This window comes from Actinacidiphila glaucinigra (assembly GCF_035918135.1).
GTDB lineage: Bacteria > Actinomycetota > Actinomycetes > Streptomycetales > Streptomycetaceae > Actinacidiphila > Actinacidiphila glaucinigra.
The window spans coordinates 1,189,524-1,213,813 of sequence record NZ_CP109144.1 but is presented as its reverse complement, the minus strand read 5'-3'; the positions used below and the strand labels follow the sequence as shown (position 1 = coordinate 1,213,813).

General features: G+C 72.3%; 24 protein-coding genes. 13 read left to right on the top strand and 11 right to left on the bottom strand.

The features are described 5' to 3' along the window. Positions 1-80: 80 nt before the first annotated feature. On the bottom strand, positions 81-1,184 hold the full coding sequence (locus OIE69_RS05330) for an NADH:flavin oxidoreductase/NADH oxidase (RefSeq protein WP_326570768.1): 1,104 nt from the start codon (positions 1,182-1,184) through the stop codon (positions 81-83). A gap of 346 nt (positions 1,185-1,530) precedes the next feature. Between OIE69_RS05330 and OIE69_RS05325 the strand changes: the two genes are divergently transcribed. Continuing rightward, entirely contained in the window at positions 1,531-2,541 is a 1,011-nt protein-coding gene (locus OIE69_RS05325; protein WP_326570767.1) for an aldo/keto reductase, read from the top strand. Between the two features lie 52 nt (positions 2,542-2,593). Beyond that, positions 2,594-3,013, top strand: coding sequence for an SRPBCC family protein (locus OIE69_RS05320; RefSeq protein ID WP_326570766.1), 420 nt, complete (start codon positions 2,594-2,596; stop codon positions 3,011-3,013). A 72-nt stretch (positions 3,014-3,085) separates the two neighbouring features. On the opposite strand, the gene OIE69_RS05315 is transcribed toward OIE69_RS05320, so the two are convergent. Next, positions 3,086-5,428 carry an FdhF/YdeP family oxidoreductase gene (locus tag OIE69_RS05315; RefSeq protein ID WP_326570765.1) on the bottom strand — a complete coding sequence of 781 codons (2,343 nt, stop codon included), beginning with the start codon at positions 5,426-5,428 and terminating at the stop codon, positions 3,086-3,088. 145 nt (positions 5,429-5,573) lie between these two features. On the opposite strand from OIE69_RS05315, the gene OIE69_RS05310 reads away from it, so the two are divergent. After that, complete coding sequence (locus tag OIE69_RS05310; protein ID WP_326570764.1) at positions 5,574-5,912, top strand: putative quinol monooxygenase; 339 nt, start codon at positions 5,574-5,576, stop codon at positions 5,910-5,912. A 13-nt stretch (positions 5,913-5,925) separates the two neighbouring features. Here OIE69_RS05310 and OIE69_RS05305 read toward each other — a convergent pair whose 3' ends face one another. Further along, complete coding sequence (locus OIE69_RS05305) at positions 5,926-6,720, bottom strand: SDR family NAD(P)-dependent oxidoreductase (protein WP_326570763.1); 795 nt, start codon at positions 6,718-6,720, stop codon at positions 5,926-5,928. Positions 6,721-6,911: 191 nt separating this feature from the next. Between OIE69_RS05305 and OIE69_RS05300 the strand changes: the two genes are divergently transcribed. Together OIE69_RS05300 and OIE69_RS05295 are read left to right on the top strand one after the other, a co-directional pair. After that, positions 6,912-7,304: a hypothetical protein gene (locus OIE69_RS05300; RefSeq protein WP_326570762.1), complete on the top strand. Its 393-nt coding sequence runs from the start codon at positions 6,912-6,914 to the stop codon at positions 7,302-7,304. A 39-nt stretch (positions 7,305-7,343) separates the two neighbouring features. Then, positions 7,344-8,207 carry an alpha/beta fold hydrolase gene (locus OIE69_RS05295; protein ID WP_326570761.1) on the top strand — a complete coding sequence of 288 codons (864 nt, stop codon included), beginning with the start codon at positions 7,344-7,346 and terminating at the stop codon, positions 8,205-8,207. Positions 8,208-8,293: 86 nt separating this feature from the next. Here OIE69_RS05295 and OIE69_RS05290 read toward each other — a convergent pair whose 3' ends face one another. Both OIE69_RS05290 and OIE69_RS05285 read right to left on the bottom strand, forming a co-directional pair. Next, complete coding sequence (locus OIE69_RS05290; RefSeq protein WP_326570760.1) at positions 8,294-9,121, bottom strand: aldo/keto reductase; 828 nt, start codon at positions 9,119-9,121, stop codon at positions 8,294-8,296. 170 nt (positions 9,122-9,291) lie between these two features. Continuing rightward, a complete protein-coding gene (locus OIE69_RS05285; RefSeq protein WP_326570759.1) occupies positions 9,292-9,762 on the bottom strand; it encodes a MarR family winged helix-turn-helix transcriptional regulator in 471 nt (156 codons plus the stop codon). A gap of 160 nt (positions 9,763-9,922) precedes the next feature. Between OIE69_RS05285 and OIE69_RS05280 the strand changes: the two genes are divergently transcribed. Continuing rightward, entirely contained in the window at positions 9,923-11,137 is a 1,215-nt protein-coding gene (locus OIE69_RS05280; protein ID WP_326570758.1) for an MFS transporter, read from the top strand. 62 nt (positions 11,138-11,199) lie between these two features. After that, the gene (locus tag OIE69_RS05275) at positions 11,200-12,189 is read left to right on the top strand and encodes an LLM class oxidoreductase (RefSeq protein WP_326570757.1); all 990 of its coding nucleotides are present in this window, start codon (positions 11,200-11,202) and stop codon (positions 12,187-12,189) included. Positions 12,190-12,228: 39 nt separating this feature from the next. Here OIE69_RS05275 and OIE69_RS05270 read toward each other — a convergent pair whose 3' ends face one another. From OIE69_RS05270 to OIE69_RS05250, 5 genes are all read right to left on the bottom strand, one after another. Continuing rightward, complete coding sequence (locus OIE69_RS05270) at positions 12,229-14,568, bottom strand: glycoside hydrolase family 65 protein (protein WP_326570756.1); 2,340 nt, start codon at positions 14,566-14,568, stop codon at positions 12,229-12,231. After that, positions 14,565-15,308 carry an HAD family hydrolase gene (locus tag OIE69_RS05265; protein ID WP_326570755.1) on the bottom strand — a complete coding sequence of 248 codons (744 nt, stop codon included), beginning with the start codon at positions 15,306-15,308 and terminating at the stop codon, positions 14,565-14,567. The genes OIE69_RS05270 and OIE69_RS05265 overlap by 4 nt, the downstream gene beginning before the upstream one ends. 269 nt (positions 15,309-15,577) lie before the next feature. Beyond that, positions 15,578-16,096, bottom strand: a complete 519-nt coding sequence (locus tag OIE69_RS05260) for a YrhB domain-containing protein (RefSeq protein WP_326570754.1) — start codon at positions 16,094-16,096, stop codon at positions 15,578-15,580. A gap of 97 nt (positions 16,097-16,193) precedes the next feature. Beyond that, the gene (locus OIE69_RS05255; RefSeq protein WP_326570753.1) at positions 16,194-16,550 is read right to left on the bottom strand and encodes an SRPBCC family protein; all 357 of its coding nucleotides are present in this window, start codon (positions 16,548-16,550) and stop codon (positions 16,194-16,196) included. A gap of 201 nt (positions 16,551-16,751) precedes the next feature. Further along, a complete protein-coding gene (locus tag OIE69_RS05250) occupies positions 16,752-17,393 on the bottom strand; it encodes a TetR family transcriptional regulator (protein WP_326570752.1) in 642 nt (213 codons plus the stop codon). 123 nt (positions 17,394-17,516) lie between these two features. Between OIE69_RS05250 and OIE69_RS05245 the strand changes: the two genes are divergently transcribed. Next, the gene (locus OIE69_RS05245) at positions 17,517-18,266 is read left to right on the top strand and encodes an SDR family NAD(P)-dependent oxidoreductase (RefSeq protein WP_326570751.1); all 750 of its coding nucleotides are present in this window, start codon (positions 17,517-17,519) and stop codon (positions 18,264-18,266) included. Between the two features lie 88 nt (positions 18,267-18,354). Here OIE69_RS05245 and OIE69_RS05240 read toward each other — a convergent pair whose 3' ends face one another. Continuing rightward, a complete protein-coding gene (locus tag OIE69_RS05240) occupies positions 18,355-19,047 on the bottom strand; it encodes a FadR/GntR family transcriptional regulator (protein ID WP_326570750.1) in 693 nt (230 codons plus the stop codon). A 195-nt stretch (positions 19,048-19,242) separates the two neighbouring features. Here OIE69_RS05240 and OIE69_RS05235 point away from each other — a divergent pair, with 195 nt between their 5' ends. The 5 genes from OIE69_RS05235 (at position 19,243) to OIE69_RS05215 (ending at position 24,278) form a co-directional block, all read left to right on the top strand. Further along, entirely contained in the window at positions 19,243-19,836 is a 594-nt protein-coding gene (locus tag OIE69_RS05235; protein ID WP_326570749.1) for a hypothetical protein, read from the top strand. A gap of 2 nt (positions 19,837-19,838) precedes the next feature. Beyond that, on the top strand, positions 19,839-20,501 hold the full coding sequence (locus tag OIE69_RS05230; RefSeq protein ID WP_326570748.1) for a DUF5987 family protein: 663 nt from the start codon (positions 19,839-19,841) through the stop codon (positions 20,499-20,501). Further along, positions 20,498-22,147 carry a GMC family oxidoreductase gene (locus OIE69_RS05225; protein ID WP_326570747.1) on the top strand — a complete coding sequence of 550 codons (1,650 nt, stop codon included), beginning with the start codon at positions 20,498-20,500 and terminating at the stop codon, positions 22,145-22,147. Before OIE69_RS05230 ends, OIE69_RS05225 begins: the two co-directional genes overlap by 4 nt. A gap of 34 nt (positions 22,148-22,181) precedes the next feature. Then, a complete protein-coding gene (locus OIE69_RS05220) occupies positions 22,182-23,126 on the top strand; it encodes a MerR family transcriptional regulator (RefSeq protein WP_326570746.1) in 945 nt (314 codons plus the stop codon). Between the two features lie 174 nt (positions 23,127-23,300). Next, positions 23,301-24,278, top strand: coding sequence for an ABC transporter permease (locus tag OIE69_RS05215; RefSeq protein WP_326570745.1), 978 nt, complete (start codon positions 23,301-23,303; stop codon positions 24,276-24,278). The last annotated feature ends 12 nt before the right edge of the window (positions 24,279-24,290 follow it).

The window sequence follows — 24,290 nt, the reverse complement described above, 5'->3', positions numbered from 1 at the left end:
GATTTCGCCGCTCGACGCGCCGTCCCCGCCGCACGACGGTGCGACGGGGACAGGGACGAGGGAGGGGCGTGTTACTTCTGTCAGGCGCGGTGGTACTGAACCGGGGTGTTGACCGTCCCGCCCAGCGCGGATGCCGCGTGGCGCGCCCAGTACGGGTCGCGCAGCAGCTCGCGGCCGAGGAGGACCGCGTCGGCCCTGCCGGAGCCGACGATGGCCTGTGCCTGGTCGGGCTCGGTGATGAGACCGACGGCGGCGACGGGCATACCGGTCTCGTTGCGGACGCGCTCGGCGAACGGCACCTGGTAGTCGGGAGCGGCGGCGATCTTGGCGTTCGGGGCGTTGCCGCCCGTCGAGACGTCCATCAGGTCCACGCCCCGGGCCTGCAACTCCTTGGCGAGGCGGACGGTGTCGTCGGCGGTCCAGCCCTCCCGGTCGTCGTCGGCGTTCTCGCTCAGCCAGTCGGTCGCGGAGATGCGGAAGAAGACCGGCAGGTCCTGCGGCCACACCGCGCGGACGGCCTCGACGATCTCCAGCGCGAAACGGGTGCGGCCCTCGAAGTCCCCGCCGTAGCCGTCGGCGCGGTGGTTGCTGTGCGGGGAAAGGAACTGGTTGATGAGGTATCCGTGGGCCCCGTGGATCTCGGCGACCTGGAACCCGGCGGCCAGGGCGCGCCGGGCGGCGTCGGCGAAGTCCGCCACGATCCGGCCGATCTGCTCGGTGCCGAGCTCCTCCGGCGTGGTGGAGCCGGTGTCGAAGGGGACGGCGCTGGGGCCGGCCGGCGTCCAGCCGTGCTGTTCACCGGGGCCGATGGGGGCACCGCGGTCGACCCAGGTCCGCTCGGTGGAGGCCTTGCGCCCGGCGTGGGCGAGCTGGATGCCCGGCACGGTCCCCTGGGACTTCAGGAACGCGGTGATCCGCCGGAAGGCCTCGACCTGGGTGTCGTTCCAGATGCCGAGGTCGTACGGGCTGATCCGGCCGTCAGGGCTGACCGCGGTGGCCTCGGTGATGACGAGGCCGGTGCCGCCGGCCGCCCGCGCCGCGAGGTGCGTGAAGTGCCAGTCGTTCGGCACGCCAGCCAGTTCGCCGTCCGGCGCCGCGCTGTACTGGCACATGGCGGCCATCCAGATCCGGTTCGGAACGGTCAGGGACCGGAGGGTGAGAGGCTCGAACAGGGTGGTGGTCACGAAGCTGTCTCCTCTGGGGGCGGTCGGGGCCGGGCCGCGCGGCGACGAGTCGGTACATCGTTCATGCGCCTGCGCCCTACAGGCTCAATCAATAATTGCACACGCGGATTAATTCCCGTTACGCCAGATAGCCGCCGACATCCAGATGGCGCAGGTATCAAGCGTTTGCATTAGTCGGCGCCTGCAAGTAATCTCGATTCCGCAAGGCGCCGGACGTGGTGCACAACCCGTCCGACGCACCTCCGGCGGACGCCGGGCCCCGGCGCGCCGGAGGCGATCCCGCTCGCAAACCGGCCCCGCGGAGAAGCACCCCGCACCCCGCACAAGGTCGTCGAAAGGCACCATCATGTCGCTCAAGGAACTCATCCCCGGCCGCCTCGGCTTCGGTACCGCCCCCCTCGGCAACATGTTCCGCGCCATCCCCGAGGAGGAGGTGAGCGCCACCCTGGAGGCCGCCTGGGACCAGGGCATCCGCTTCTACGACACGGCCCCCTTCTACGGCGCGGGCCTCGCGGAGCTTCGGCTCGGCGAGCTGCTCTCGCGGCAGCCCCGCGACACGTTCGTACTGGCCAGCAAGGTCGGCCGCGTCATCCTGGACGAGCCCGAGCCGGGCGCCCGCGACCTCGGTGAGAAGGGCGGGTTGTTCGAGCACGGCCGTCCGAACGCGATGCTCCACGAGTGGACCGCCGACGCCACGGAGCGGTCGATCGAGGGCAGCCTGAAGCGCCTCGGCGTCGACCGCCTGGACATCGTCTGGGTGCACGACATCGCCCAGGACTTCCACGGCGACCTGTGGCTGAACAAGTTCGAGGAGGCCCGTACCGGCGCCTTCCGCGTGCTGTCCCGGCTCCGCGACGAGGGCGTCATCAAGGCCTGGGGCCTCGGCGTGAACCGGGTCGAGCCCATCGAGCTGACGCTGGACCTGGACGAGCCGCAGCCCGACGGGTTCCTGCTCGCGGGCCGCTACACCCTGCTGGACCACGCGCGCCCGCTGGAGCGGCTGCTGCCCAAGGCGCAGGAGCAGGGCGTCGGCATGGTCGTCGGCGGTCCCTACAGCTCCGGGGTACTCGCCGGCGGCACCCACTTCGAGTACCAGGACGCACCCCCGGAGGTCGTCGAGCGCGTACGGCGCATCAAGGAGATCACGGGCCGGCACGGGGTGAGCGTCAAGGCCGCGGCCCTGCAGTTCTCGCTCGCGCACCCGGTGGCCGTCGCGGCCGTCCCCGGCGCCACCAAGCCGGGCCGGATCGCCGAGGACATCGCCGCGCTCCACGAGGACGTCCCGGCCGACTTCTGGACCGAGCTGCGCGCCTCCGGCCTCGTCAGCCCGGCCGCGCCGCTCCCGAACGGCGCCTGAACCGCCCCTGCCCCCCTGCCCCCCCGCCCCCCGAAAGCCAAGGAGGAAGACCATGGCGTCCACCTCGGTCAGCCGTGTCGTACCCGCATCGCCCGAACGCGTCTGGAACCTGATCGGCGGCTTCCACGCGCTGCCCGACTGGCTCCCCTTCATTCCCGAGAGCAGCCCCCTGGAGGGCGGGCGGGCGCGCAGGCTCCGCACCCCCGAGGGCGACGTGATCGTCGAGCGCATGGTGGCCTTCAGCGAAGCCGAGCGCCACTACGCGTACGCGATCCTGGAAGCGCCCTTCCCTGTGACCGGGTACGTCTCCGACCTGCGGGTCCATGCCGTGCCCGGGCAGCCGGAGGCCGCCGAGGTCGTGTGGAGCGGCCGGTTCGTCCCGGACGGGGCCGGCGAGGCGGAGGTGGTCGAGCTGTTCACCGGCATCTACCGCGACGGCCTCGAAGCGCTCCACGGCACGCTCACCGGCTGACCCCGCGGCGACCCTCCCCCGCCGCGTCCGGTGGTGGGGGAGCGTCGCCGCGTCATGCCGCCGTGAGGCGCCTCAGGGGGTGGGGCCGATGGTGACCTTCACGTTCTTCATCAGCGGCTGGTCGCTCTGGCTGCTGTAGTCGTTCGCGGCGATGAGCACGTTCATCTCCGGCATGTAGCCGGCCGCGCAGCCGCGGGGCATGTCGTAGGGCAGTGCGCGGTAGCCGGTGAGGGCGCGCCTGCTGCCGTCCTTCGCCGTCGCCGTGATGTCGACGAGGGTGCCCGGCTCGATGTCCCGGGCGCGCATGTCGGCCGGGTTCATCAGGACGAGGGTGCGCAGGTTCTTCACGCCGCGGTAGCGGTCGTCGTCCGAGTAGATCGTGGTGTTCCACTGGTCGTGGGAGCGCATGGTCTGCAGCGCGAGCATCCCGTCGGGGGGCACCACGTCCGGCAGCGGCGCGCTGGAGAACTCGGCACGCCCGGAAGGGGTGAAGAAGACCAGTTCACGCGCGGGCTGGCGGATCCGGAAGCCCAGCGGGAGCCGGACGCGGCGGTTGAAGTCCTCGAACCCGTCGAGGACCTGGGCCATGGTGTCGCGGATCCGGTCGTAGTCCTCGACGTAGTGCTCCCACGGCGTCGCACTGCCGGGGAGGGCGGCGCGGGCCATGCCCGCGATGATGGCCGGCTCGGAGAGCAGGTGGGACGACGCGGGCCGCTTCATGCCGACGGACAGGTGGACCATGCTCATGGAGTCCTCGACGGACGTGGCCTGCAGACCCCGCCGCTGCTCGTCCTTCTCGGTGCGGCCCAGGCACGGCAGGATCAGGGCCCGCTCGCCGTGGACGAGGTGGCTGCGGTTGAGCTTCGTGCTCACCTGCACGGTCAGGGCGCACTTGGCGAGTCCCCGGGCGGTGTAGGGGGTGTCGGGCGCCGCGAGTGCGAAGTTGCCGCCCATCCCGACGAACACCTTGACCTTGCCCTCGTGCATGGCGGCGATGGTGCCCACCGTGTCCATCCCGTGCTCCCGCGGCGGGTCGATGCCGCAGACCGCGCCGAGCCGATCCAGGAAGGCCTCGGCCGGCCGGTGGTCGATGCCGCACGTACGGTTGCCCTGGACGTTGCTGTGACCGCGTACGGGGGAGGGGCCGGCGCCCTCGCGCCCCAGATTGCCGCGGAGCAGCAGGACGTTGACGATCTCGCGGACGGTGTCCACACCGTGCTCGTGCTGGCTGACACCGAGGCACCAGCTGATCAGGGTGCGGTCGGAGCGCGAGTAGACGGCCGCGGCCCTGAGGATGTCGGCGCGGGTCAGCCCGGACTGGCGCTCCAGCTCCTCCCAGGGCGTGGCCTCGCACAGGGCGCGGTACTCCTCGAACCCGTGGGTGTACCGCTCGATGAACTCCCGGTCCAGCGCCTTGGGGTCGCCGGCCGACTGCTCCAGCACGGCCTTGGCGATGCCCCGCATCAGCGCCATGTCCCCGCCGGAGCGCACCTGCAGATTGAGCGTGCCGGTCCGGGTCGACTTGAACAGGGCCATGTCCGTGATCTCGTGCGGCACGATCGTCCGGGTGGCCGCGGCCTCGATCAGCGGGTTGACGTGCACGATCTGGGCGCCGCGACGGTAGGCGTCGGCGAGGGCGGTCAGCATCCGCGGTGCGTTCGAGGCCGCGTTGACGCCCATGATGAACAGGGCCTCGGCGGACTCCCAGTCCTTGAGGTCGGCGGTGCCCTTGCCGGTGCCGAGGGCCGCCTGCAGCGCCCGGCCCGATGCCTCGTGGCACATGTTGGAGCAGTCCGGCAGGTTGTTCGTGCCGAACTCCCGGGCCATCAGCTGGTACAGGAAGGTGGCCTCGTTGCCGAGCCTGCCGGAGGTGTAGAAGGAGGCCTCGTGGGGGCTGTCCAGGGCGCGCAGTTCGCGGCCGACGAGATCGAAGGCGGCCTGCCAGGAGATGGGCACGTAGTGGTCCGTGCCGGGGTCGTACACCATGGGCTCGGTGAGCCGGCCCTGGTCCTCGAGCGCGAAGTCGGTCCAGGTCGACAGCTCGGTGACGGTGTGGGCGGCGAAGAAGTCCCGCGTCACGCGCTTGGGCGTCATCTCCCAGGTCACGTGTTTGATGCCGTTCTCGCAGATGTCGAGCTTGAGTCCCTTGGTGTCGTCGGGCCACGCGCATCCGGGACAGTCGAAGCCGCCGTTCTCGTGGTTCATCTTGAAGATCGCCCGGGGTCCGTCGACCAGCGCGCGTTCCTTCAGCAGCACCCGGGTGACGCTCTTGGCGGCGCCCCATCCGGCGGCCGGGTGGTGGTAGCCGTGCTGGGACGGCTGCTTGTCGTCGGCGGGACCCTCACCGCCGGTCGGCGGTACCTCGGGCCGGCCGTCGCCGGGTGCCGTCGGCTCGTTCACGCCCTGGACGCTCATTCCGACCACCTTCGGAGCAAATGTGGCATTTAAGGTTGATCATTATCCTATGGGGGTAGAGGGGCGCTGTCCTCCCCGGGCGGGCCCAGGGCGGCGGGCATGCCGCCGGCCCGGCGGCGCCCCGGACGGTGAGGTGAGGGAAGCCATGGACGACACCCACGCGAACGGCTGGCCGCTGGCCGGCGCGCGACCCGGCCAGATCGTCGTGATCGCCCGCTGGACTCCCGCACCCGGCAGCCACGATGAGGTCCGCGCCACGCTCGCCGATCTGGTGGGGGCCTCCCGGGCGGAGCCGGGATGCCTTGGCTACCAGGCCTTCCATCCCGACGGGCCCGGCCGGGGCGACATCGTGCTGGTCGAGCGCTACACCGACCGGGAGGCCCTGGACGCGCACCGCGGCAGCGTCCACTTCCGGAGTCTCGCGCTGGAGCGGATCGTCCCGCTGCTGCTGGACCGCCAGGCGGTCGTGACGACGGTCTCCTGAACGCCGGGGAGCCTCAGGGGAGGACGGCGTCGACGTAACCGCCGTCGACCCGCAGGGCGCCGCCGGTGGTGGCCGAGGCCAGGTCGGAGCTCAGGTAGACCACCATGTTGGCGATCTCCTCCGGCTCGATCAGGCGCTGCAGCAGGGACTGCGGGCGGTGCTCGCGCATGAACACCCGCTGCGCCTGGTCCCAGGGGAGGCCGGGGTCCACGAGCTGGTGGACGAAGTCCTCGACGCCCGCCGTGTGGGTGGGGCCGGCGATCACCGAGTTGACGGTGACGCCGCTGCCCGCGGCCCTCTTGGCGAAACCGCGGCCGAGGGCGAGCAGCGCGGTCTTGGACATGCCGTAATGGATCATCTCGTTCGGCGTCACGACCGCCGAGTCGCTGGCGATGTACAGGACGCGGCCCCAGTCCCGCTCGAGCATCCGGGGCAGGTAGACGCGCGTGAGGCGGGCCGCGGCGAGCACGTTGACCTCGAAGTAGCGGCGCCATTCGTCGTCGTCGATGTCGAGGGCGTCCCTGGCGCCGTAGACGCCGAGGTTGTTGACGAGGACGTCCACGTCCGGCGCCTGCTCGTACACGCGTGCGGCGCCCTCCGATGAGGCGACGTCGGCGCCGACGGCGAGGAAGTCGCCCTCCGGGACCTCGCCGCGCAGTCGTGCGACGGCCTCTTCCGCCCTGCCCGGATCGCGGCCGTTGACCACGACCCGGGCACCGGCCCCCGCGAGGCCCGCGGCGATCGCCGCCCCGATGCCCTGCGTCGACCCCGTCACCAAGGCGGTCCGTCCGGTGAGGTCGATGCGCATGTTCCGCTCCTTCGGCTGTCCCGGTCTCCGGTGGACGGTCGCGGCGCGGCCGTCCACCTCCAGCCTTCCCGGGCGCGGCCGCGGTGCTCGCCGGACGTGCCGTGCGGGGGACGTACCGGCGTGCCCGCGCCCGGCGTGCACCTGACGGTGTATTAGCTGTGAGCGAAGATCGGCGTCAGCGAGGAGTGGACATGACGACGGCAACGGCGCAGGGGCCCGTGGAGGAGTTCCGCAGGCTCAGTGACGGCGACGCGGAGCTGAGGGCGCACGGGGCGTACTTCAGCTGTACCTACCTGCTGGACATGGAACGGCACGCCTTCCTGGTGCGCATGCACCGCGGCGGGGTGGAGGACCTCGTCGTCGACCCCGAACCGCTCACGGCCTACGACTTCGCGATCAGGGCCGGTGCCGCGACCTGGCGGGAGTTCTGCACGCCGGTGCCGAAGCCGATGTACCACGGCATCTGGGCGGCGAGCTTCCAGCGGGACATGCGGCTGGAGGGAGACCTGCTGGTGCTCATGCAGAACCTGCGCTGCCTCACCCGTCAGCTGGAACTGCTCCGCCTCACCGGCCCGCTGGGCTGAACCACCGCTCCGGCCACGTACCGCCGAAAGGACCCCTTCATGGGCACCGCCTCCCGCATCTCCCCGGTGACCGGCCACTACGTCACGATCGACGTGGAGGACGTCCAGTACAAGGTCTTCTACCTGGAGAACGGCCAGGGGCAGCCGCTGGTGTGCCAGCACACGGCGGGCTGCCACAACCACCAGTGGCGCGGGCTCCTGGAGGACGAGGAGATCACCGCGAACCACCGCGTCATCGCCTACGACCTCGCGCGCCACGGGAAGTCGGACCCGCCGCTGAACAAGGACTGGTGGAAGGAGGAGTACAAGCTCACCGCCGACCACTACGTCGCCTTCATCACCGCGTTCTGCGACGCGCTCGGCCTGGAGGACCCGATCTTCATGGGCTCCTCCTTCGGCGGGAACGTGGCCCTGCAGCTGGCGCTGCGGCACCCGGACCGCTTCAAGGCGGTGATCCCCGTGGAGGGGGCGGACTACTCCCCGGGCTTCTACCTCGACTGGTGGCAGCATCCGCACGCCAACGCGGCGCAGGTCTGCGCCAGCGGGGTGTGGGACCTGATGGCCCCGCAGTCGCCCGACGCGGACCGCTGGGCGACCTGGTTCTACTACAGCCAGGGCTCGGAGGCGTTCAAGGGCGACCTGTACTTCTACTCCGTCGACCACGACCTGCGCGGCAGGCTGGGGGAGATCGACGGGGAGCGCTGCCCGGTCGTCATGCTCACCGGCGAGTACGACTACCTGACCACCCCCGCGGACGGGGCCCGTACCGCGGAGCAGATCCGTGGGGCCGAGTTCATCGAGATGAAGGAGATCGGGCATTTCCCGATGAGCGAGAACTACCCGCGCTTCGCCGGGTACCTCAAGCAGGCGCTGCGCCGCATCGAGGAGCGCACCGCTTCCTGAGCCATGTGCGCCATGTGTGTTTGAGGGCCGCCCGCCGGTTCGCGGGGTGCGGACCGGCGGACGGGACGGCCCCTGGTCCCCGGCGGTCAGTTGAAGGTGTCGGGGTCCGGGCCGATGCGGGTGCCGCTGTCGAGGGCGGTGATCGCCGCGATGTCGGCGTCGGAGAGCGCGAAGTCGAAGACGTCGATGTTCTGGCGGATCCGCTCGGGGGTCACCGACTTGGGGATGACCACGTTGCCGAGCTGCAGGTGCCAGCGCAGGATCACCTGGGCCGGGGTCCTGTCCAGGCGGCCGGCGATGCCGGTGACGACCGGGTCCCTCAGGACGGCGCCCTGGGCGAGCGGGCTCCACGCCTCCGTGGCGATGCCGTGCCGGGCGTGGAAGGCGCGCAGCTCTGCCTGCTGGAGCTGGGGGTGCAGCTCCACCTGGTTGACGGCGGGGACGACGTCGCTGTTGTCGATGAGGCGCTGCAGATGCGCGGGCTGGAAGTTGGAGACGCCGATGGCGCGGGCCCGGCCCTCGGCGTGGATCTTCTCGAAGGCCCGCCAGGTGTCCAGGTACGTGTCGCGGGCCGGGGCCGGCCAGTGGATCAGGTAGAGGTCCACGTGGTCGAGACCGAGCTTGGCGAGGGAGGCGTCGAAGGCCGCGAGGGTGCTGTCGTAGCCCTGTTCGCCGTTCCACAGCTTGGTGGTGACGAACAGTTCGTCGCGGGCGACGCCGGATGCGGCGAGGGCCTGGCCGACGCCGGCCTCGTTGCCGTAGATCGCCGCGGTGTCGATGCTGCGGTAGCCGCTCTCCAGGGCGGAGGTGACGGCGGCGGCGGTGTCGGCGTCGGGCACCTGGAAGACGCCGAAGCCGAGCTGCGGCATGGTGACGCCGTTGTTCAGGGTGATGTCCGGGGTGGGGGTGGTCATGGTGCTGATCCTTTCGCGTCGCGGCCGGCGGCGGGCGCCGGTGCGAGTGCGGACGGGTGAACGTCCCGGGAGGGGGCGGGGGACGCGCCCTTCCCGTGCTCCACGACCAGGTTAATTGCGTACGCGGTTAATTGCAAACGCCGAATAACTTCGTACGCCGATTGGCTGGGTCAGGAGGCGGGGACCTTGGCGCCCTGCAGGTCCTCCACCGCCCTGACCAGCGGTGCGAGCTCCGGGACGAGGGCCGCCTCGTCCATCGCCGCGCGCAGCGCCGTGTTGTTCGTCGGGCGCGCCTCCTCCAGCAGCTTCAGGCCGTCCTCGGTCACGTTCGTGTAGATGCCGCGCCGGTCGGTGGGGCAGAGGTAGCGCGCCAGCAGACCGCGGTCCTCCAGGCGGGTGACCAGGCGGGTCGTCGCCGACTGGCTGAGCACCACGGCGTCGGCGACCTGACGCATCTGCAGGTGCCCCCCCTCGCCGTCGTGCTGGCGGCTGAGGACGTCGAGCAGCGAGTACTCGCGCACGCTCAGGTCGTGGTGGGTCTGCAACTGCTTCTCGATCTGCCCTTCGATCCGGCCGTGCAGCAGGGACAGGGCGTGCCACCCCTGGGCGAGGGCGGTCAGTGCCGGATCGGTGGCGGTCATCGAAGTCCCCTTTGTGCGGCGGCTGCGGGCGGAGGCGGTGATCCTCCACTGGCCATGGTAAGCCGCCGCCCGAAGATGTCCAGCGTTTGACGTTATAGCGCGTCTGCAATTATTGTTTGCGCCTGTTAGGTGCCGCTGCAATTTCTGGAAGGTCTCCGCCATGCCTCTCGCGCTCCTGGCCCTCGCCATCGGGGCTTTCGGGATCGGAACCACCGAATTCGTGATCATGGGCCTGCTGCCCGAGGTCGCCACCGATTTCGGGGTCTCCGTCCCCACCGCCGGCCTGCTCGTGACGGGCTACGGACTCGGTGTCATGATCGGCGCGCCGATCATGACGCTGCTCGGCACCAAGGTGTCCCGCAAGAACATGCTCATGCTGCTCATGGGTGTGTTCGTGCTCGGCAACCTGGTCTCCGCCCTGGCCCCCGCCTTCGGCGTGATGATGGCCGGGCGCATCCTCGCGTCCTTCACCCACGGCGCCTTCTTCGGCATCGGCTCGGTCGTCGCCGCCGACCTCGTGGCCCCGGAGAAGAAGGCGCGTGCGATCTCCATGATGTTCGCCGGGCTCACCGTGGCCAACGTGATCGGCGTGCCGCTGGGCACCTTCATCGGGCAGAGCGCCGGCTGGCGCACGACCTTCTTCGTCGTCGCCGGCCTCGGCGTCGTCGGGCTGGCCGGTGTCCTCAAGCTGGTGCCCGACATGCCGAAGCCGCAGGGCGTGCGCCTCCGCCACGAACTGGGCGCCTTCCGCAACGTCCAGGTCCTGCTGGCCATGGCGATGACCGTGCTGGGCTTCGGGGGCGTCTTCGCGGCCATCACCTACATCGCCCCGATGATGACCGAGGTCACCGGTTTCGCCGACTCCTCCATCACCTGGCTGCTGGTGCTCTTCGGGGCCGGCATGGTCGTCGGCAACCTGATCGGCGGCAAGTACGCCGACCGCGCCCTGATGCCCATGCTGTACACGGCGCTGGGCGCCCTGGCCGCCGTGCTGGCGCTGTTCACCCTCACCGCGCACAACGAGTTCACCGCCGGGGTCACGATCTTCCTCATCGGCGCCCTGGGCTTCGCGACCGTGCCGCCGCTGCAGAAGCGGGTCCTGGACCAGGCCTCCGGGGCCCCCACCCTGGCCTCGGCCGTCAACATCGGCGCCTTCAACCTCGGCAACGCCCTGTCCGCCTGGCTGGGCGGGGTCGTGATCGCCGCGGGCCACGGCTACACCTCGCCGAACCTCGTCGGGGCGGTCCTGACGGCCTCCGCCCTCGTGCTCGCGGTCGTCTCCGCCGCACTGGAGAAGGGCCGCGGCGGCCGGAACGGCCGGATCGTGGCCGGGGCCGCGCCCACCGGGGAGCCTGCCCTCACCTCCCGGCACTGATCGCGCGCGCCGGGACCGCCGGCACCGCGGACCCGACACCGCACCCGAAGAAGGCCCGCTCCATGACCAGCACCGCCCTCACCCGCCTCACCGGTCCCCACCGGCGGCTCACCCTCGGACTCGAACTGCCCCTGGACAACGACTGGGGAGCCGGCCGCCTCGCCGCCGACCGGCAGGCCGGCCGCCCCTTCGGGGTGCCGGACCTGAGCGGCCACGCCGACCTCGCCCGACTCGCCGACCGCCTCGGCTTCGCCGCCCTGTGGCTGCGCGACGTGCCGCTGTACGACCCGCTCGCCTTCGGCGACGCCGGATCCGTCTTCGACGTCTTCGCGTACCTCGGCCACCTCGCCGCGCTCACCGAGCACGTCGTCCTCGGCACCTCCGCCGTCGTCCTCCCGCTGCGCAGCCCCCTGCACGTGGCCAAGGCCGCCGCCACCGTCGACGTGCTCTCCGGGGGACGGCTCGTCCTGGGCCTGGCCAGCGGGGACCGTCCCGTGGAGTACCCGCTGTTCGGCGCCGACTTCGACGGCCGCGGGCAGGCCTTCCGCGACGGCGTGCGGACCCTGCGCGCGGCCTGGGCCACCCCGGCACCCGGGCTCGGGCTGACCCTGCCAGGCACCGGACTACGGGCCGAGCGCAGGATCGACGTCCTGCCGAAACCCGTTGGCGGCGACATCCCGGTCGCGGTGGCCGGCAGTGCCCGTCAGAGCCCGGAGTGGATCGCCGAGCACGCCGACGCGAGCCTGAACTACCCCCGCCCGCTGGACGCCCTGGGGGACGACGTCCGCCGGTGGCGGGAGCTCACCGACGGACGGGACAGGCCCTACCTCACGCCCATGCTGCTCGACCTGCTCGCGGACCCCGCGGCCCCGGCCGAGCCGATCCGCCTCGGCCTGCGCACCGGCCGCACCGCCCTCCTCGACCACCTGGCGGTGATGGCGGACCTGGGCGTCGCCCATGTCTCCCTGAACCTCCGTCCGGGGGACCGCCCGGTCGCGGAGGTGCTGCACGAACTCGCCGAGGAGGTCCTTCCGCACTTCCCCGGCCGCTGACCCGGCACCGGGCGAGCCCCCGGGTCAGCGGTGCCGGGGTCAGCGGTGCCGGGGGCTGCGGCTCGGCGGCTGCTCCGGGGCCGTACGCGCGGGGAGGGTGGGCACCTTGTGCGTCTGCGGGCGGTCGATGCCGACGGTGAACAGGTCGTCGTAGTGCCGCAGCTCCAGCGGCTCCCCGTCCAGCAGGGTGTACGTCGCCGCCGCGCCGGTGATCTCCACCCTCAGCCGCCGTCCCCGCACCTGCACCGTGAAGGCGAGCCGCCGCAGCTTCTCCGGCAGCCGGGGCGCGAAGGCGGCGCAGCCGTTCCGGTACCGCATCCCGCCGAAGCCGCCGACCAGGGCGGCCCACGTCCCGGCGAGGGAGGCGATGTGCAGCCCGTCGCGGGTGTTGTTCTCCAGGTCGTGCAGGTCCATCAGCGCCGCCTCGCCCAGGTAGTCGTAGGCGAGGCGCAGATGGCCGACCTCGGCGGCCATGATCGCCTGCGTCGACGCGGACAGGGACGAGTCCCGCACCGTCAGGGGCTCGTAGTAGGCGAAGTTGCGGGCCTTCTGCTCCTCGTCGAAGGCCTGCGGCTGCTTGACCATCGCCAGTACGAGGTCCGCCTGCTTGACCACCTGCCTGCGGTACAGGTCGAAGTAGGGGAAGTGCAGCATCAGCGGGTACTGGTCGGGCTGCGTGGCGGAGAAGTCCCACACCTGGTGCCGGGTGAAGCCTGCCGACTGCTCGTGGACGCCGATCGCGCCGTCGTACGGCACGGTCATGGCCGCGGCCGCGTCCCGCCACGCCGCCGTCTCCTCGTCGTCGACGCCGAGGGCCGCGCCCTCCTTGGTGTGGCGTTCGACGATGTCGGCGGCGGCACGCAGGTTCGCCTGGGCCATCAGGTTGGTGTACACGTTGTCGTCCGCGATGGCGCTGTACTCGTCGGGCCCGGTGACCCCGTCGATGTGGAAGTTCCCGTGCGGGTCGTGGTGACCGAGGGAGTGCCACATGCGGGCGGTCTCCACCAGGATCTCCACGCCCGTCTCGCGCTCGAAGTCCACGTCACCGGTGAGGGAGACGTAGAGGATGACGGCGTCGGCGATGTCCGCGTTGATGTGGAACGCGGCCGTTCCGGCCGGCCAGTAGCCGGAGCCCTCAGAGCCGTCGATGGTGCGCCACGGGAAGGCGGCGCCCTTGAGACCGAGCTGGTGGGCACGCTCCCGGGCAGCGGGCAGCGTGGCCTGGCGCCAGCGCAGCGCCTCCGCGACGGACTCCGGAGAGGTCAGGGTGAGCAGCGGCAGGACGAAGGTCTCCGTGTCCCAGAAGGAGTGCCCGTCGTAGCCCGAGCCCGTCAGGCCCTTCGACGGGATCGCCCGCTGCTCGGCGCGCGCGCCCGCCTGCAGGACGTGGAACATGGCGAACCGGACCGCCTGCTGGATCTCGGCGTCGCCGTCGATCTCCACGTCCGCCCGGGACCAGAAGGCGTCGAGGTAGTCGCGCTGCTCGTCGCAGAGCCCCTGCCAGCCGGTGCTGCGGGCACCCGCGAGCGCCGCCTCCACCTGGTCGCGCACGGCGGGCAGCGAACGGACCTGGGACCAGCCGTAGGAGACCATCTTCTCCAGGCGCAGCTTCTCCCCGGCCGCCAGGGAACTGGTGACGGTGAGCCGGCTGGTGTCGTCGCCGCTCTCGCTGAAGCTCCGCGTCGACGGCGGTCCCTCCACGGCGTGGTCGGCCGCCACCGCGACCCGCAGACCGGTGACCGACGTGGAGTGCACCAGGCGCAGACGGTTGTTCAGCGCCTGGTTCTCCTCCGGCTGCAGGGGGGAGTCCAGCACGGCGGAGACCCGGGGGTCTCCCGACGTCCTCGGCAACTGCTCGTTGGCCACCAGCTCGGACTGGACGACCAGCCGCACGTCGTCCACGGCCTCGACCTCGTACACGACCGCGGCGATGGACCGCTGGGTGAGCGAGATCAGACGGGTCGAGGTCACCCGGACGGTGCAACCGGCCGGAGAGGTCCATTCGCAGGTCCGGCGCAGAAGCCCGGCGCGCAGGTCGAGGACGCGTTCGTGCGAGACGAGCCGCCCGTAGCGCACGTCGAAGGGCTCGTCGTTGACGAGCAGCCGGATGATCTTTCCGTTGGTGACGTTGATGACGGTCTGGCCGGCCTCCGGATAGCCGTAGCCCGCCTCCGCGTACGGCAGCGGATGGCGCTCGTGGACACCGTTCAGATAGGAGCCGGGCAGCCCGTGCGGCTCGCCCTCGTCGAGGTTGCCGCGCCAGCCGACGTGGCCGTTGGACAGGGCGAACACCGACTCGCTCTGGGCGAGCACCTCGAGGTCCAGCTCGGTCTCCCGCACGCACCACGGCTCGACCACATAGGAGGAGTGGCTGATCACGCGTCGGCCTCCAGCAGCTCGGCGAGGTCTTGCACGACGATGTCGGCGCCGTGCGCGCGCAGCGCGTCGGCCTGGCCCACCCGGTCCACCCCCACGACGTAGCCGAAGTGCCCGGAGCGGCCGGCGTCCATGCCGGCCAGCGCGTCCTCGAAGACCACCGCGGCCTTCGCCTCCAGGCCGAACTCGCGCGCCGCCTCCAGGAAGGTGTCCGGGTTCGGCTTGCCCGGGAGCTTGCGCTCGGCGGCCACCACGCCGTCGATGCGCACGTCGAAGAGGTCCTCGATGCCGACCGCGACCAGCACGTCGCGGCAGTTGGCGCTGGACGACACCACCGCCGTCCGCAGGCCGGCGGCCCGCACGGCGTTCACGTACCGGACGGAACCCGGATAGGCCTCGACGCCCTCGGTGCGGATCTTCTCCAGCAGGATCTCGTTCTTGCGGTTGCCCACCCCCTGCACGGTGTCGCGCTCCGGCGGGTCGTCCGCGGAGCCCTCGGGCAGTTCGATGCCCCGGGAGGCCAGGAAGGCCCGGACGCCGTCCGCGCGTGGACGGCCGTCGACGTACTCGTCGTAGTCGGCCACCTTGTCGAAGGGGCGGAAGTCCGCGCCCTCCCGGCGCCGCAGGAAGTCGTCGAACACCTCCTTCCAGGCGGCGGCGTGCACGACCGCGGTCTTGGTCAGCACTCCGTCGAGATCGAACAGGCAGGCCCGGATGCCCTCCGGGAGACCGGTCTTCGTCATGCAACGCGCTTCCCCGCAGCGGGCCACCGGCATGCCTTCCACGGCCGCGGACCACCGGGACGCGGGAACAATCCGGGCAGGTGCGTGGTTCCATCACATGCGGGTGCCGTGAGTGGGCCAGTGACCCCGGGCCTCATCCCTTCGCCCGTGGGGACGATCGTTCGGCTGAAGCCCCACGGAGCCCCCTGCCGGGGGCGACCGCCACCGCGGCCCCGCACAGCGGACCGGCGCCGGTCAGGTTTCCCCCGTCCTGACCGGCGTCTTCGCGTTCACCCGGCGACGGTCCTGACCACGGGCTCCCGGTACGGCACGAGCGCCCCGGTGACGACGGCGAGCGGACCCCGCGGAGCCGCACTCCCGGCCTGAAGGGCCGTCACGTAGGCCAGCGCTTCGGCCGGCCCGAGCGCCGGTATCCGCTCCCGCAGCTCGACCATGGCGAACACGCGGCCGTGAGCGGCCGCCGACGCGCGGACCCGGTCGTCCAGCTCGTCCACCGCGGTCCGCACGGGCAGCCCGCGGACGCAGGCGCGGTACTCCTCCTCCCATCCGCCCATGAGGTAGTCCACCGGACCGATCGTGTGCAGGCGGCCGTCGGCGCGATCCACGAGGTAGGGGCCGTTGCCGGCCAGCAGGTACCGCGAGTCCCCGGTCCTGACGTACTCCGCGGACTGGTAGACGACGACCCACGCGAGCTCGTGCTCCTCGGCCTCCACCACCGCCATGCGCCCCGGGAAGTGCACGTCCAGGTGCTCCTGGACCCTCCGGACCGCTTCCTCGCGCTCGATCATGGGGTGAGCATCCCGCAAGCGGCCCGGGCCGGGCCAGTCGTCCCTTCGTCCCGGGTCCCGGCCGGGTCGAGGCCCCCGCCCTCCTCCGCGGCGGCCTTCAGCATGCGAAGTATGTCCTCGTGGCCCTGCCGGAGCCGTGCGCTGTCGTAGAAGAGCGTGAGCAGTGGCCCGGTGAGCGACTCCTCGATCGTGACGACCGTCCGGCCGCCGCGGGCGCCATCCGCATCCGGTCGACCGCCTTCATCCACCCCATCGCCACACCGGTCCAGGACAGCTCCCGCTCGGGCGCCACCACGGCGAAGGAGGACGTGATGAGTGTCCCCCGCAGCCTCCAGCGGAAGCGCGCGTCCGGTTCCACTGCCCCCAGCTCGACGACGCGGGCGTCGGAGCGCCACGTGTCACAGGCGCGCAGGTCGCTGATCAGCCGCCACACCTCGGCGACCGGTGCGTCCACGGTGACCGAACTCGTCGAAGCGACCGGAGCGCGCTCGTCCAGCCGGCCCTTCTGGCGTACTCCTCGTGCAGTTCCCGCAGCGGCGGGCCCGCATGGAACGGCCTCATCGTCATCCCCGTCGAGAGCGTTGCTTACCGACGAGAGCAATGCTCTCTCTTCGGCGCGGGTGCAGTCAAGGCCCGACGGTGGGGTGTGCGTGATCTATGCCGGCGTCGTGGGCTCGGCGATCTCCAGGCGCGCGGGCGGCGGTTCCGGCAGGGGGCCGGCGTCGGTGGCGACCAGCCCGTCGAGGGTCAGCGCGAGGTAGCGGCGCCAGGCCTGCGGCTGCCTGGGCAGCAGCGGCGCCGCCGTCTGGTGGATCCCGCCGAGCAGCAGGACGACGTCGGTGCCCGTGATGTCGCCGCGCACGGCGCCTCGCTCGCGGGCCCGGGCCGTGAGGGCCTCGGCCGCGTCGCAGAGCTGGGCGATGCGGTCCCGGACCTCGGCGTGCTGCAGTGACGGGCGGCCGATCACCTCGCAGAACGCCCGGTCGGCGGCGAGCACCTCGACGCCGTCGCTCATGAACTCCCGCAGCGCCGCCGCCGAGTCATCGGCGCCGAGAAGGCGGTCCGCCGAGTCGATGAGCTGGTCGAGCATCTGGAGCATGATCGCCGCGAGGAGGTCCTCCTTCGAGGCGAAGTGGCGGAAGACCGTGCCCTTGGCGAGGCCGGCGCGCTGGGCGATCTCGCCGATCGGCACGTCCACCCCGCGTTCGGCGAACGCCGCCGTCGCCGCCTCGAGCAGCAGGCGTCGATTGCGCACCATGTCCGCCCGCTGGCCCGCGGGGGCCGTCGTCCCGCTCATCGCTGCCTCCTCCCAGGTGTGGAGCCTATCACCAACGTGACCAGACGGTCAGGTTAGCTGTTACGCTCAACATGACCCGGCGGTCACCTTCTGCCCGGGTCATGTACCGGCACCATCAACTCCTTGGAGAACAACGTGAGCGGCACCCTCGAAGGCAAGGTCGTCCTCGTCACCGGCGCGTCCTCGGGCATCGGCAGGGCCACGGCCCTCGCCCTGTCGAAGGCCGGCGCCCGGGTCGCGGTCGGGGCCCGGCGGGCCGACCGGCTGAAGGACCTTGTGCAGGACGCCCCCGGCGAGATGCTCGCCCTCGATCTGGACGTCACCGACCTGCAGTCGGTGCGGGACGCGGTGGCGGCGACCGCCGAGCGCTTCGGGGGCCTCGACATCCTCGTCAACAACGCGGGCGTCATGCTCAGCGGCCCGATCCTCGACGCGGACACCACGGAGTGGACGCGCATGGTCGAGACCAACCTGCTCGGCTCGATGTACGCGGTCCACGCCGCGCTGCCCCACCTGCTCGAGCGCAAGGGGGCCGTGGTCCAGGTCTCCTCGACCTCGGGACGCACGGCGACGGCCGCGAGCGGCGCCTACTCGGCCACCAAGTTCGGCGTCACCGCCTTCGCGGAGTCGCTCCGGCAGGAGGTCACCGAGCAGGGCGTCCGGGTCGTGCTCGTCGAACCCGGCTTCGTCTCGACCGAGCTGACCAGCCACATCACCCACCCGGGGATCCGGGCCATGGCGAAGAGCATGGCCGAGTCCATGCGGACCCTCCAGCCCGAGGACATCGCCGCGGCCGTCCTTTACGCGGTCACCCAGCCCGACCACGTCGCGGTCAACGAGATCCTGATCCGCCCCACCGACCAGGCCCGCTGACCCCGCCCCCGCCCCGAGCCCCGGCCCGCCCGCTCCCGTGCGAACCGGGGGCGGGCGGCGCGGCCTCCCAGGCGACCCCGTCCGGCCCTCAGGACGGTTCCAGTGCCCCCAGCATGATGCGCTGCGTCTCGGCGAGGTACGCCTGCGCCGCCGTGCGGGCCGCGGTCGCGTCGCCGTCGGCGACCGCCGTGACCAGGGGGTCCAGGCGGGCGGCGGCCTCGGCCGGGTCGTGGAAAGGGGCGACGAAGGGGGCGCGCAGGGGCAGGTAGGCCGCGAAGAGGGTGTTGGTGAGGAGTACGTAGACGCGGTTGCCGGTGGCCCGGGCGAGGGCGCGGTGGACCTCGGCGTCGGCCAGTTGGACGGCGTCGGGCTCGGCGGCCGCGGCGACGGCGTCCAGGAGGGTGCGCAGCCGGGCGCGTTGCGGGGGAGTGGCCTTCGCAGCCGCGCGTTCGGCGATCAACGCGCCGACGCCGGCGCGGACTTCGAAGATGTCGGCCAGCCATTCCGGGTTGTGCCGTACGAGCATGGGCAGCAGGTCCGCGCCGCCGAGGCGCAGGTAGTCGCGGACCCGGGTGCCGACGCCGTGGCGGGTCTCCAGGAGCCCGGCCTGGGTGAGCCGGCCGAAGGCGTGCTTCACCGTGGTGCGGGTGACGCCGTACCCCTCGGCCAGGCGCTGTTCGGGGGGCAGCAGGCTGCCTGCGGGGTGGGTGCCGTCCAGGATGTCCTCCTGCAGGCGGCGTTCCAGTACGTCGACGATGGTCTCGCGGGGCAGTGGCTCCACCGTGGTCGTCCTCTCGAAGCGGTCCGGCCCCAGCCCACCCGGCAACGGGGCGGCGCGTCAACACACTCAGGCAGTGGATGAGCCACTCATTCAATGAGTCTGTGTGCAACCTCTTGCCCTGACGTCCCGTCAGCGGCATCGTGCGTGGTGCCCAGGCCCCGTACGCCCCGCCCCCACGACCGCCGGAGTCTGCCCATGCCCCGCTTCCGCCGCCCCTCACGCCTGCTCACGTCCGCCCTGGCCGCCCTGCTCGCCGCGACCGCGGCCACCGCCGTCGCCACACCGGCCTCCGCGAACGCCCCCGAGCCGTACACCGAGCCGCCGTTCGCCGCCGCCTGCGACTGGCACGCGTACGGGGAGGGGGAGACGCCCGACCCCTGGCTGTGGCTCTCCGACCCGGTGTGCGTGGAGTACTCCAAGCGCGACATCACGCTCGACAACGGCGGCGCCGTCCGCTTCCTGCTCGCCGAACCCGCCCGCTTCGCGCTCGCCCTCCCCGTGTGCCGCTACTACCAGCGCGACCACTGGAGTGTGCAGTCCACCACCGGAGCCGTCCCGTACGTCTCCTGGGACGGCCGCTACTGGTTCGACAAGCGCGGCCGCCGCGCGGCGATGCTCCTGACGAACTTCAAGGTCGGCGGGGTCACCGCGGGCATCGGCGACCTGGTGGCCGCGCTGCGCCCGCAGCTGCCCGAACTCGCCGACGTCCTCGAGGCCTACGGCGACGAGGCGGGCGAGACAGGCCTGGCCGTCTTCCTGCCCTTCAGCCTGCTCTGCGCGGGACGGTGAGGATGCCCCCCGCCCCGGAGATCGACCGGCGCGCCGTGCTGCGCGGCCTTGCCGCCGCCGTCGCGGCCCTGCCCGCGCTGGGCACGGTGGCGGCGCCCGCCGCCTCCGCCGCCGCGCTCGGCTCCTGGCCGGTCTCCACCCTGGAGGCCTTCGCCGACACCCTCGTGCCGGGGGAGCGACGCTCGTCCTCCGACCGCGCCATCGCCGGCGCCGCACCCGGCCCCGGAGCCGTACAGGCCGGCGTGATCGCCCTCCTCACCTCGCCCGAGCTCCCGCTGAACCCGCTCCTGCCGGGCGTCGCGGCACTGCTGGACGCGCGTGCCACCGCCTACGCGATCAGCCGGCTGATCCTGCTGCCCATCGACCGCCCGCCCTTCGTCAGCCTCTCCTTCGACCACCGCACGACCCTGGTCGCCAGGCTCTTCCAGGCCGACGACCTCGACCGTGCGATCTGGCAGCTGCTCGCCTTCCTCGTCGGCCTGGCCTTCGACACCGCCGCGCACCGCCACACCGCACAGGCCCTCGCGGAGGGCCACCCCGGCCTGGTCTGGACCGGTTTCCCGCCGCCCGACGCCGACGGTCTGTGGCGCTACCCCGCCCACTCCTACGGCACGGCCCTCGCCGAGCCGCACCCCGCCACCACTCCCTCCGGGAGCCCCGCATGAGCCCCCAGACCACCGATGTCCTCGTCATCGGCAGCGGTTTCGGCGGCGCGATACCCGCCTACCACCTCGCCGCCGCGGGAGCCCGGGTCACCGTCCTCGAACGCGGACCGCGCCTTGCCACCGAGGACTTCACGCACGACCTCGACCTGGGCGCCTACCCCCGCATCGTCGACGTGATCAAGGGCGACGGCATCTCGGTCGTCGCGGGCAACTGCGTGGGCGGCGGCAGCGTCGTCTACTTCGCCGCGTCACTGCGCGCGCCCTCCTTCGTCTTCGACCGGCGAGACGCGGCCGGACGGCGGCTGTGGCCCGCATCCCTCAGCCGCGCCGCCCTCGACCCCTGGTACGAGCAGGTCGAGCAGGCCCTGCCCGTGACGAAGCTCGACTGGCCCGACGTCTCCTACGCGGGCGGTGTGCTGGCCGCGGCCTGCGACCGCGCCGGACACACCTGCAACCCGGTGCCCGTCGCCGTCGACCGGACCCGCTGCACCGACTGCAACTGGATGCTGTCCGGCTGCCGCTTCGGTGCCAAGCGCTCCATGCTGCTCAACTACCTGCCCGCCGCCGAGGCCCACGGCGCCGAGATCCGGCCGCTGCACGAGGTCCAGCTGATCCGCCCGTCCACGGTCCCCGGCTACCGCTACGCCGTCGACCACATCACCCTCGACCCGTCGGACTACACCTGCCCCACCGGAGCGGGCACCCTCCACACCAAGGTCCTGGTTCTGGCCGCGGGCGCCGTCGGCACACCCGTCCTCCTCCAGCGGTCGGCGCTCACCCTCGGCGGAGTCCCGCCGGCCGTCGGCGGCTACTTCTCCGGCAACGGCGACCGGGTCAGCGTCGCGGAGATGGACGAGGGCAAGGTCCGCTCCCTGCTCGGACTGTCGCGCAGCGCGACCGTGGCGTACGAGGCGCTGCACATCGGGATGCCGATCACCGCGGCGTCCTTCGACCGCCTCGACGCGAGCGCCCCGCAGTTCTCCCGCTTCACCCTCCAGCAGATCTACTTCCCGGCCGTCACCAACACCCTCGCCCAGACCGCCGGGCAGCGCTGGTCGGGCGTCGCCAAGAAGCAGATGCGGGCCCGCTGGCGCTCCTGGCTCACGGTGCTCGCCATGACGGAGGACGAGGCCGAGGGCAGCTTCGGCGTGCCGCCCCTGACCGGCAGCTTCACCCGGCTCGCCAACGGGCTGGGCCTGGGCACCATGCGGTTCGCGCCGACGTCCGGCACACGGCGCGGCTGGGCCGAGGCCGACACCCACACCCGGGCGGTGCTGGAGCGGGACGGCCTCGCCACCGTCCGTCCCTGGAGCGAGGACGTGGCGGGCACGGTGACCGCCCACCCCCTCGCCTCCTGCCGGCTCGGCGACTCCGCCGCGATCTCCGCGCTGACCGAGCTCAACGAGCTGCGCACCCACCCCGGGCTGTTCGTGACGGACGGCTCGGCCGTCCCCACCTCCCTCACCGTCAACCCCTCCCTGACCATCGCGGCCCTCGCCGAACGCGCCTGCCCCGCCATCGCCGCCCGCTGCGCCCAGTACGGCGTCGCCGTGCGCTACGCCCCGAGCGATCCGCTCACCGGCGCGACCCGCCGGGGCGAGGTCGCGGAGGCGGCACGGGCCGTGGCGGTCCGAGCGGGGGCTTGAGTCTCCCTCAGGGGGAGACGGAAGAGTGGGGGGTGTGAACGGCGACGCGCGCTATTCGATCGGAGACCTGGCCCGGCGCACCGGGCTGACGGTCAAGACCATCCGCTTCTACTCGGACCGGGGGATCGTGACGCCGGCCGCCCGCAGTCCGGCCGGCTACCGCCGTTACGACGGCCCGGCCCTGGCCCGGCTGGAGCTTGTGCGGACCCTGCGTGACCTGGGACTCGACCTGGCGACGATCCGGAGGGTCGTGGACCGGGAGCTGTCCCTGCCCGAGGTCGCGGCCGCCCACGCCGCGGCCCTGGAGGCGCAGATCCGCACGCTGCGGGTGCGGCGCGCGGTGCTGACGGCCGTGGCCCGGCGCGGATCCACCCCGGAGGAGACGGAACTCATGCACGAACTGGCCAGGCTGTCCGCGCAGGAGCGCGGCCGGCTCATCGACGACTTCCTCGACGCCGTGCTCGGCCCGCCGGGCGGCCTCGCGGACGATCCCGCGCTCGCGGGCCCGCGCCGCAGCCTCACCCCGGCGCTGCCCGACGATGCCCACCCGGACCAGCTCCAGGCCTGGGTGGAGCTGGCCGAACTCTCCCGTGACCCCGGATTCCGGGACGTGATGCGCAGGGCGGCCGAGGAATACGCCGCCGACCGCGCGCGTGCCGGGACCACGCCGCCGCGCCGTGATGTCGTCGCCTCGGCCGGAGAACAGGCCCTCGTCGCCGTGGCCGCCGGCGTCGACCCCGCCTCCGAGCGGGCACGTCCGGTCGTCGCGGCCGTCGCCGCCGAGTACGCCGACCAGATCGGCGTCGCGGACGGCGCCGAGCTCCGGCGACGGCTGCTGGCCCGTCTGCGGACCGCGTCCGACCCGCGCCGGGAGCGGTACGCCCGGCTGCTCGCGGTGGTCAACGGCTGGCCCGTGCCGGTGAGCCGCGGGCCCGCCCTGGACTGGGCCGTCCGGGCACTGGAGGCCGGCCGCGCGTGAGCCGGCGGCCACCCCGCGCCCGCCCCGCCGCCGCATCGCGGCCACGCCCCGTCAGGTAGCGGGGGGCGAACACCGGCAGTAATTTGGGCGGCGGGTTCGCCCCGCAGCCCAGGCCCTGCGCGACGCCGCCGGGACGGGGCCCGGCCTTTCGGAGGGCGCGATGAGGGTATGCCGATGACTCACCCCTCCGGGCTGTCACGTTTCCGGCCGGCCGTGGTCATCGTCCTGCTGCTGGCGGTGGGCGCGGGGCTGTTCGCCGGCTCGTACAGCTTCGCCATGGCGCATCCGACGCCGCATCACGTCCCGATCGGCGTCGTGGACGACTCCCCGCAGCTGCAGAGGTTCGTGGCGGGGATGGACTCGGACCTGAGCACCCAGCTGGTGCAGCGGCGCTTCGCCACACGCGCGGCCGCCGTCGACGCCGTCGACCGGCAGCGTGTGTTCGCCGTGGCGCAGACGAAGGCCGGAGGCGGCACCGTCGCGTTCGACCTGGTGCCGGCCGCGGGCGCCTCGGTGGCCCGCGTCCTGGCGGCGGCGGCCCCGACGGCGGCCGCGCAGGCCGGGGTGCGGCTCAGCCTGGGCAACCTCAAGCCGCTGCAGCCCGGTGATCCCCAGGGACTCGCGATCTTCTACATCACGCTCGCCGCGGTCATCGTGGGCTTCCTCGGCGCGGTGCAGCTGACCGTGCACGCGTCGGAGCTGAGACCGCTGGAGCGCTTCCTGACGATCGTCGTGTACTCCGTGCTCGGCAGCCTCTCCATCGTCGCGGTCGTCGACTGGGGCCTGCACGTGCTGCGGCTGCCCTTCCCGGAGTCCTGGGCGATCCTCACCCTGACCATGGTGACCTCGGGGCTGGTGTTCACCGCGTTCTACATGCTGTTCGGCAAGTGGGCCATCCTGCCGACGTGGTTGCTCATGGTGCTGTTGGGCAATCCGTCCTCGGGCGGGGCGGTCTCCTGGCTGCTCCTGCCCCAGCCGCTGGGGGCCGTCGGCCGCTGGCTGCCGCCCGGGGCGTCGGTGAACGCGCAGCACAACGCGATCTACTTCACGGGCAACCAGTACGCCTTCCCCTATCTCGTGCTCTTCGGCTGGGCGGTGGCCGCAGCCGCGATCGCGTGGACCTGGCGGCGCCGCCGGTATCCGGAGATGTGAACCGCCCGGCGG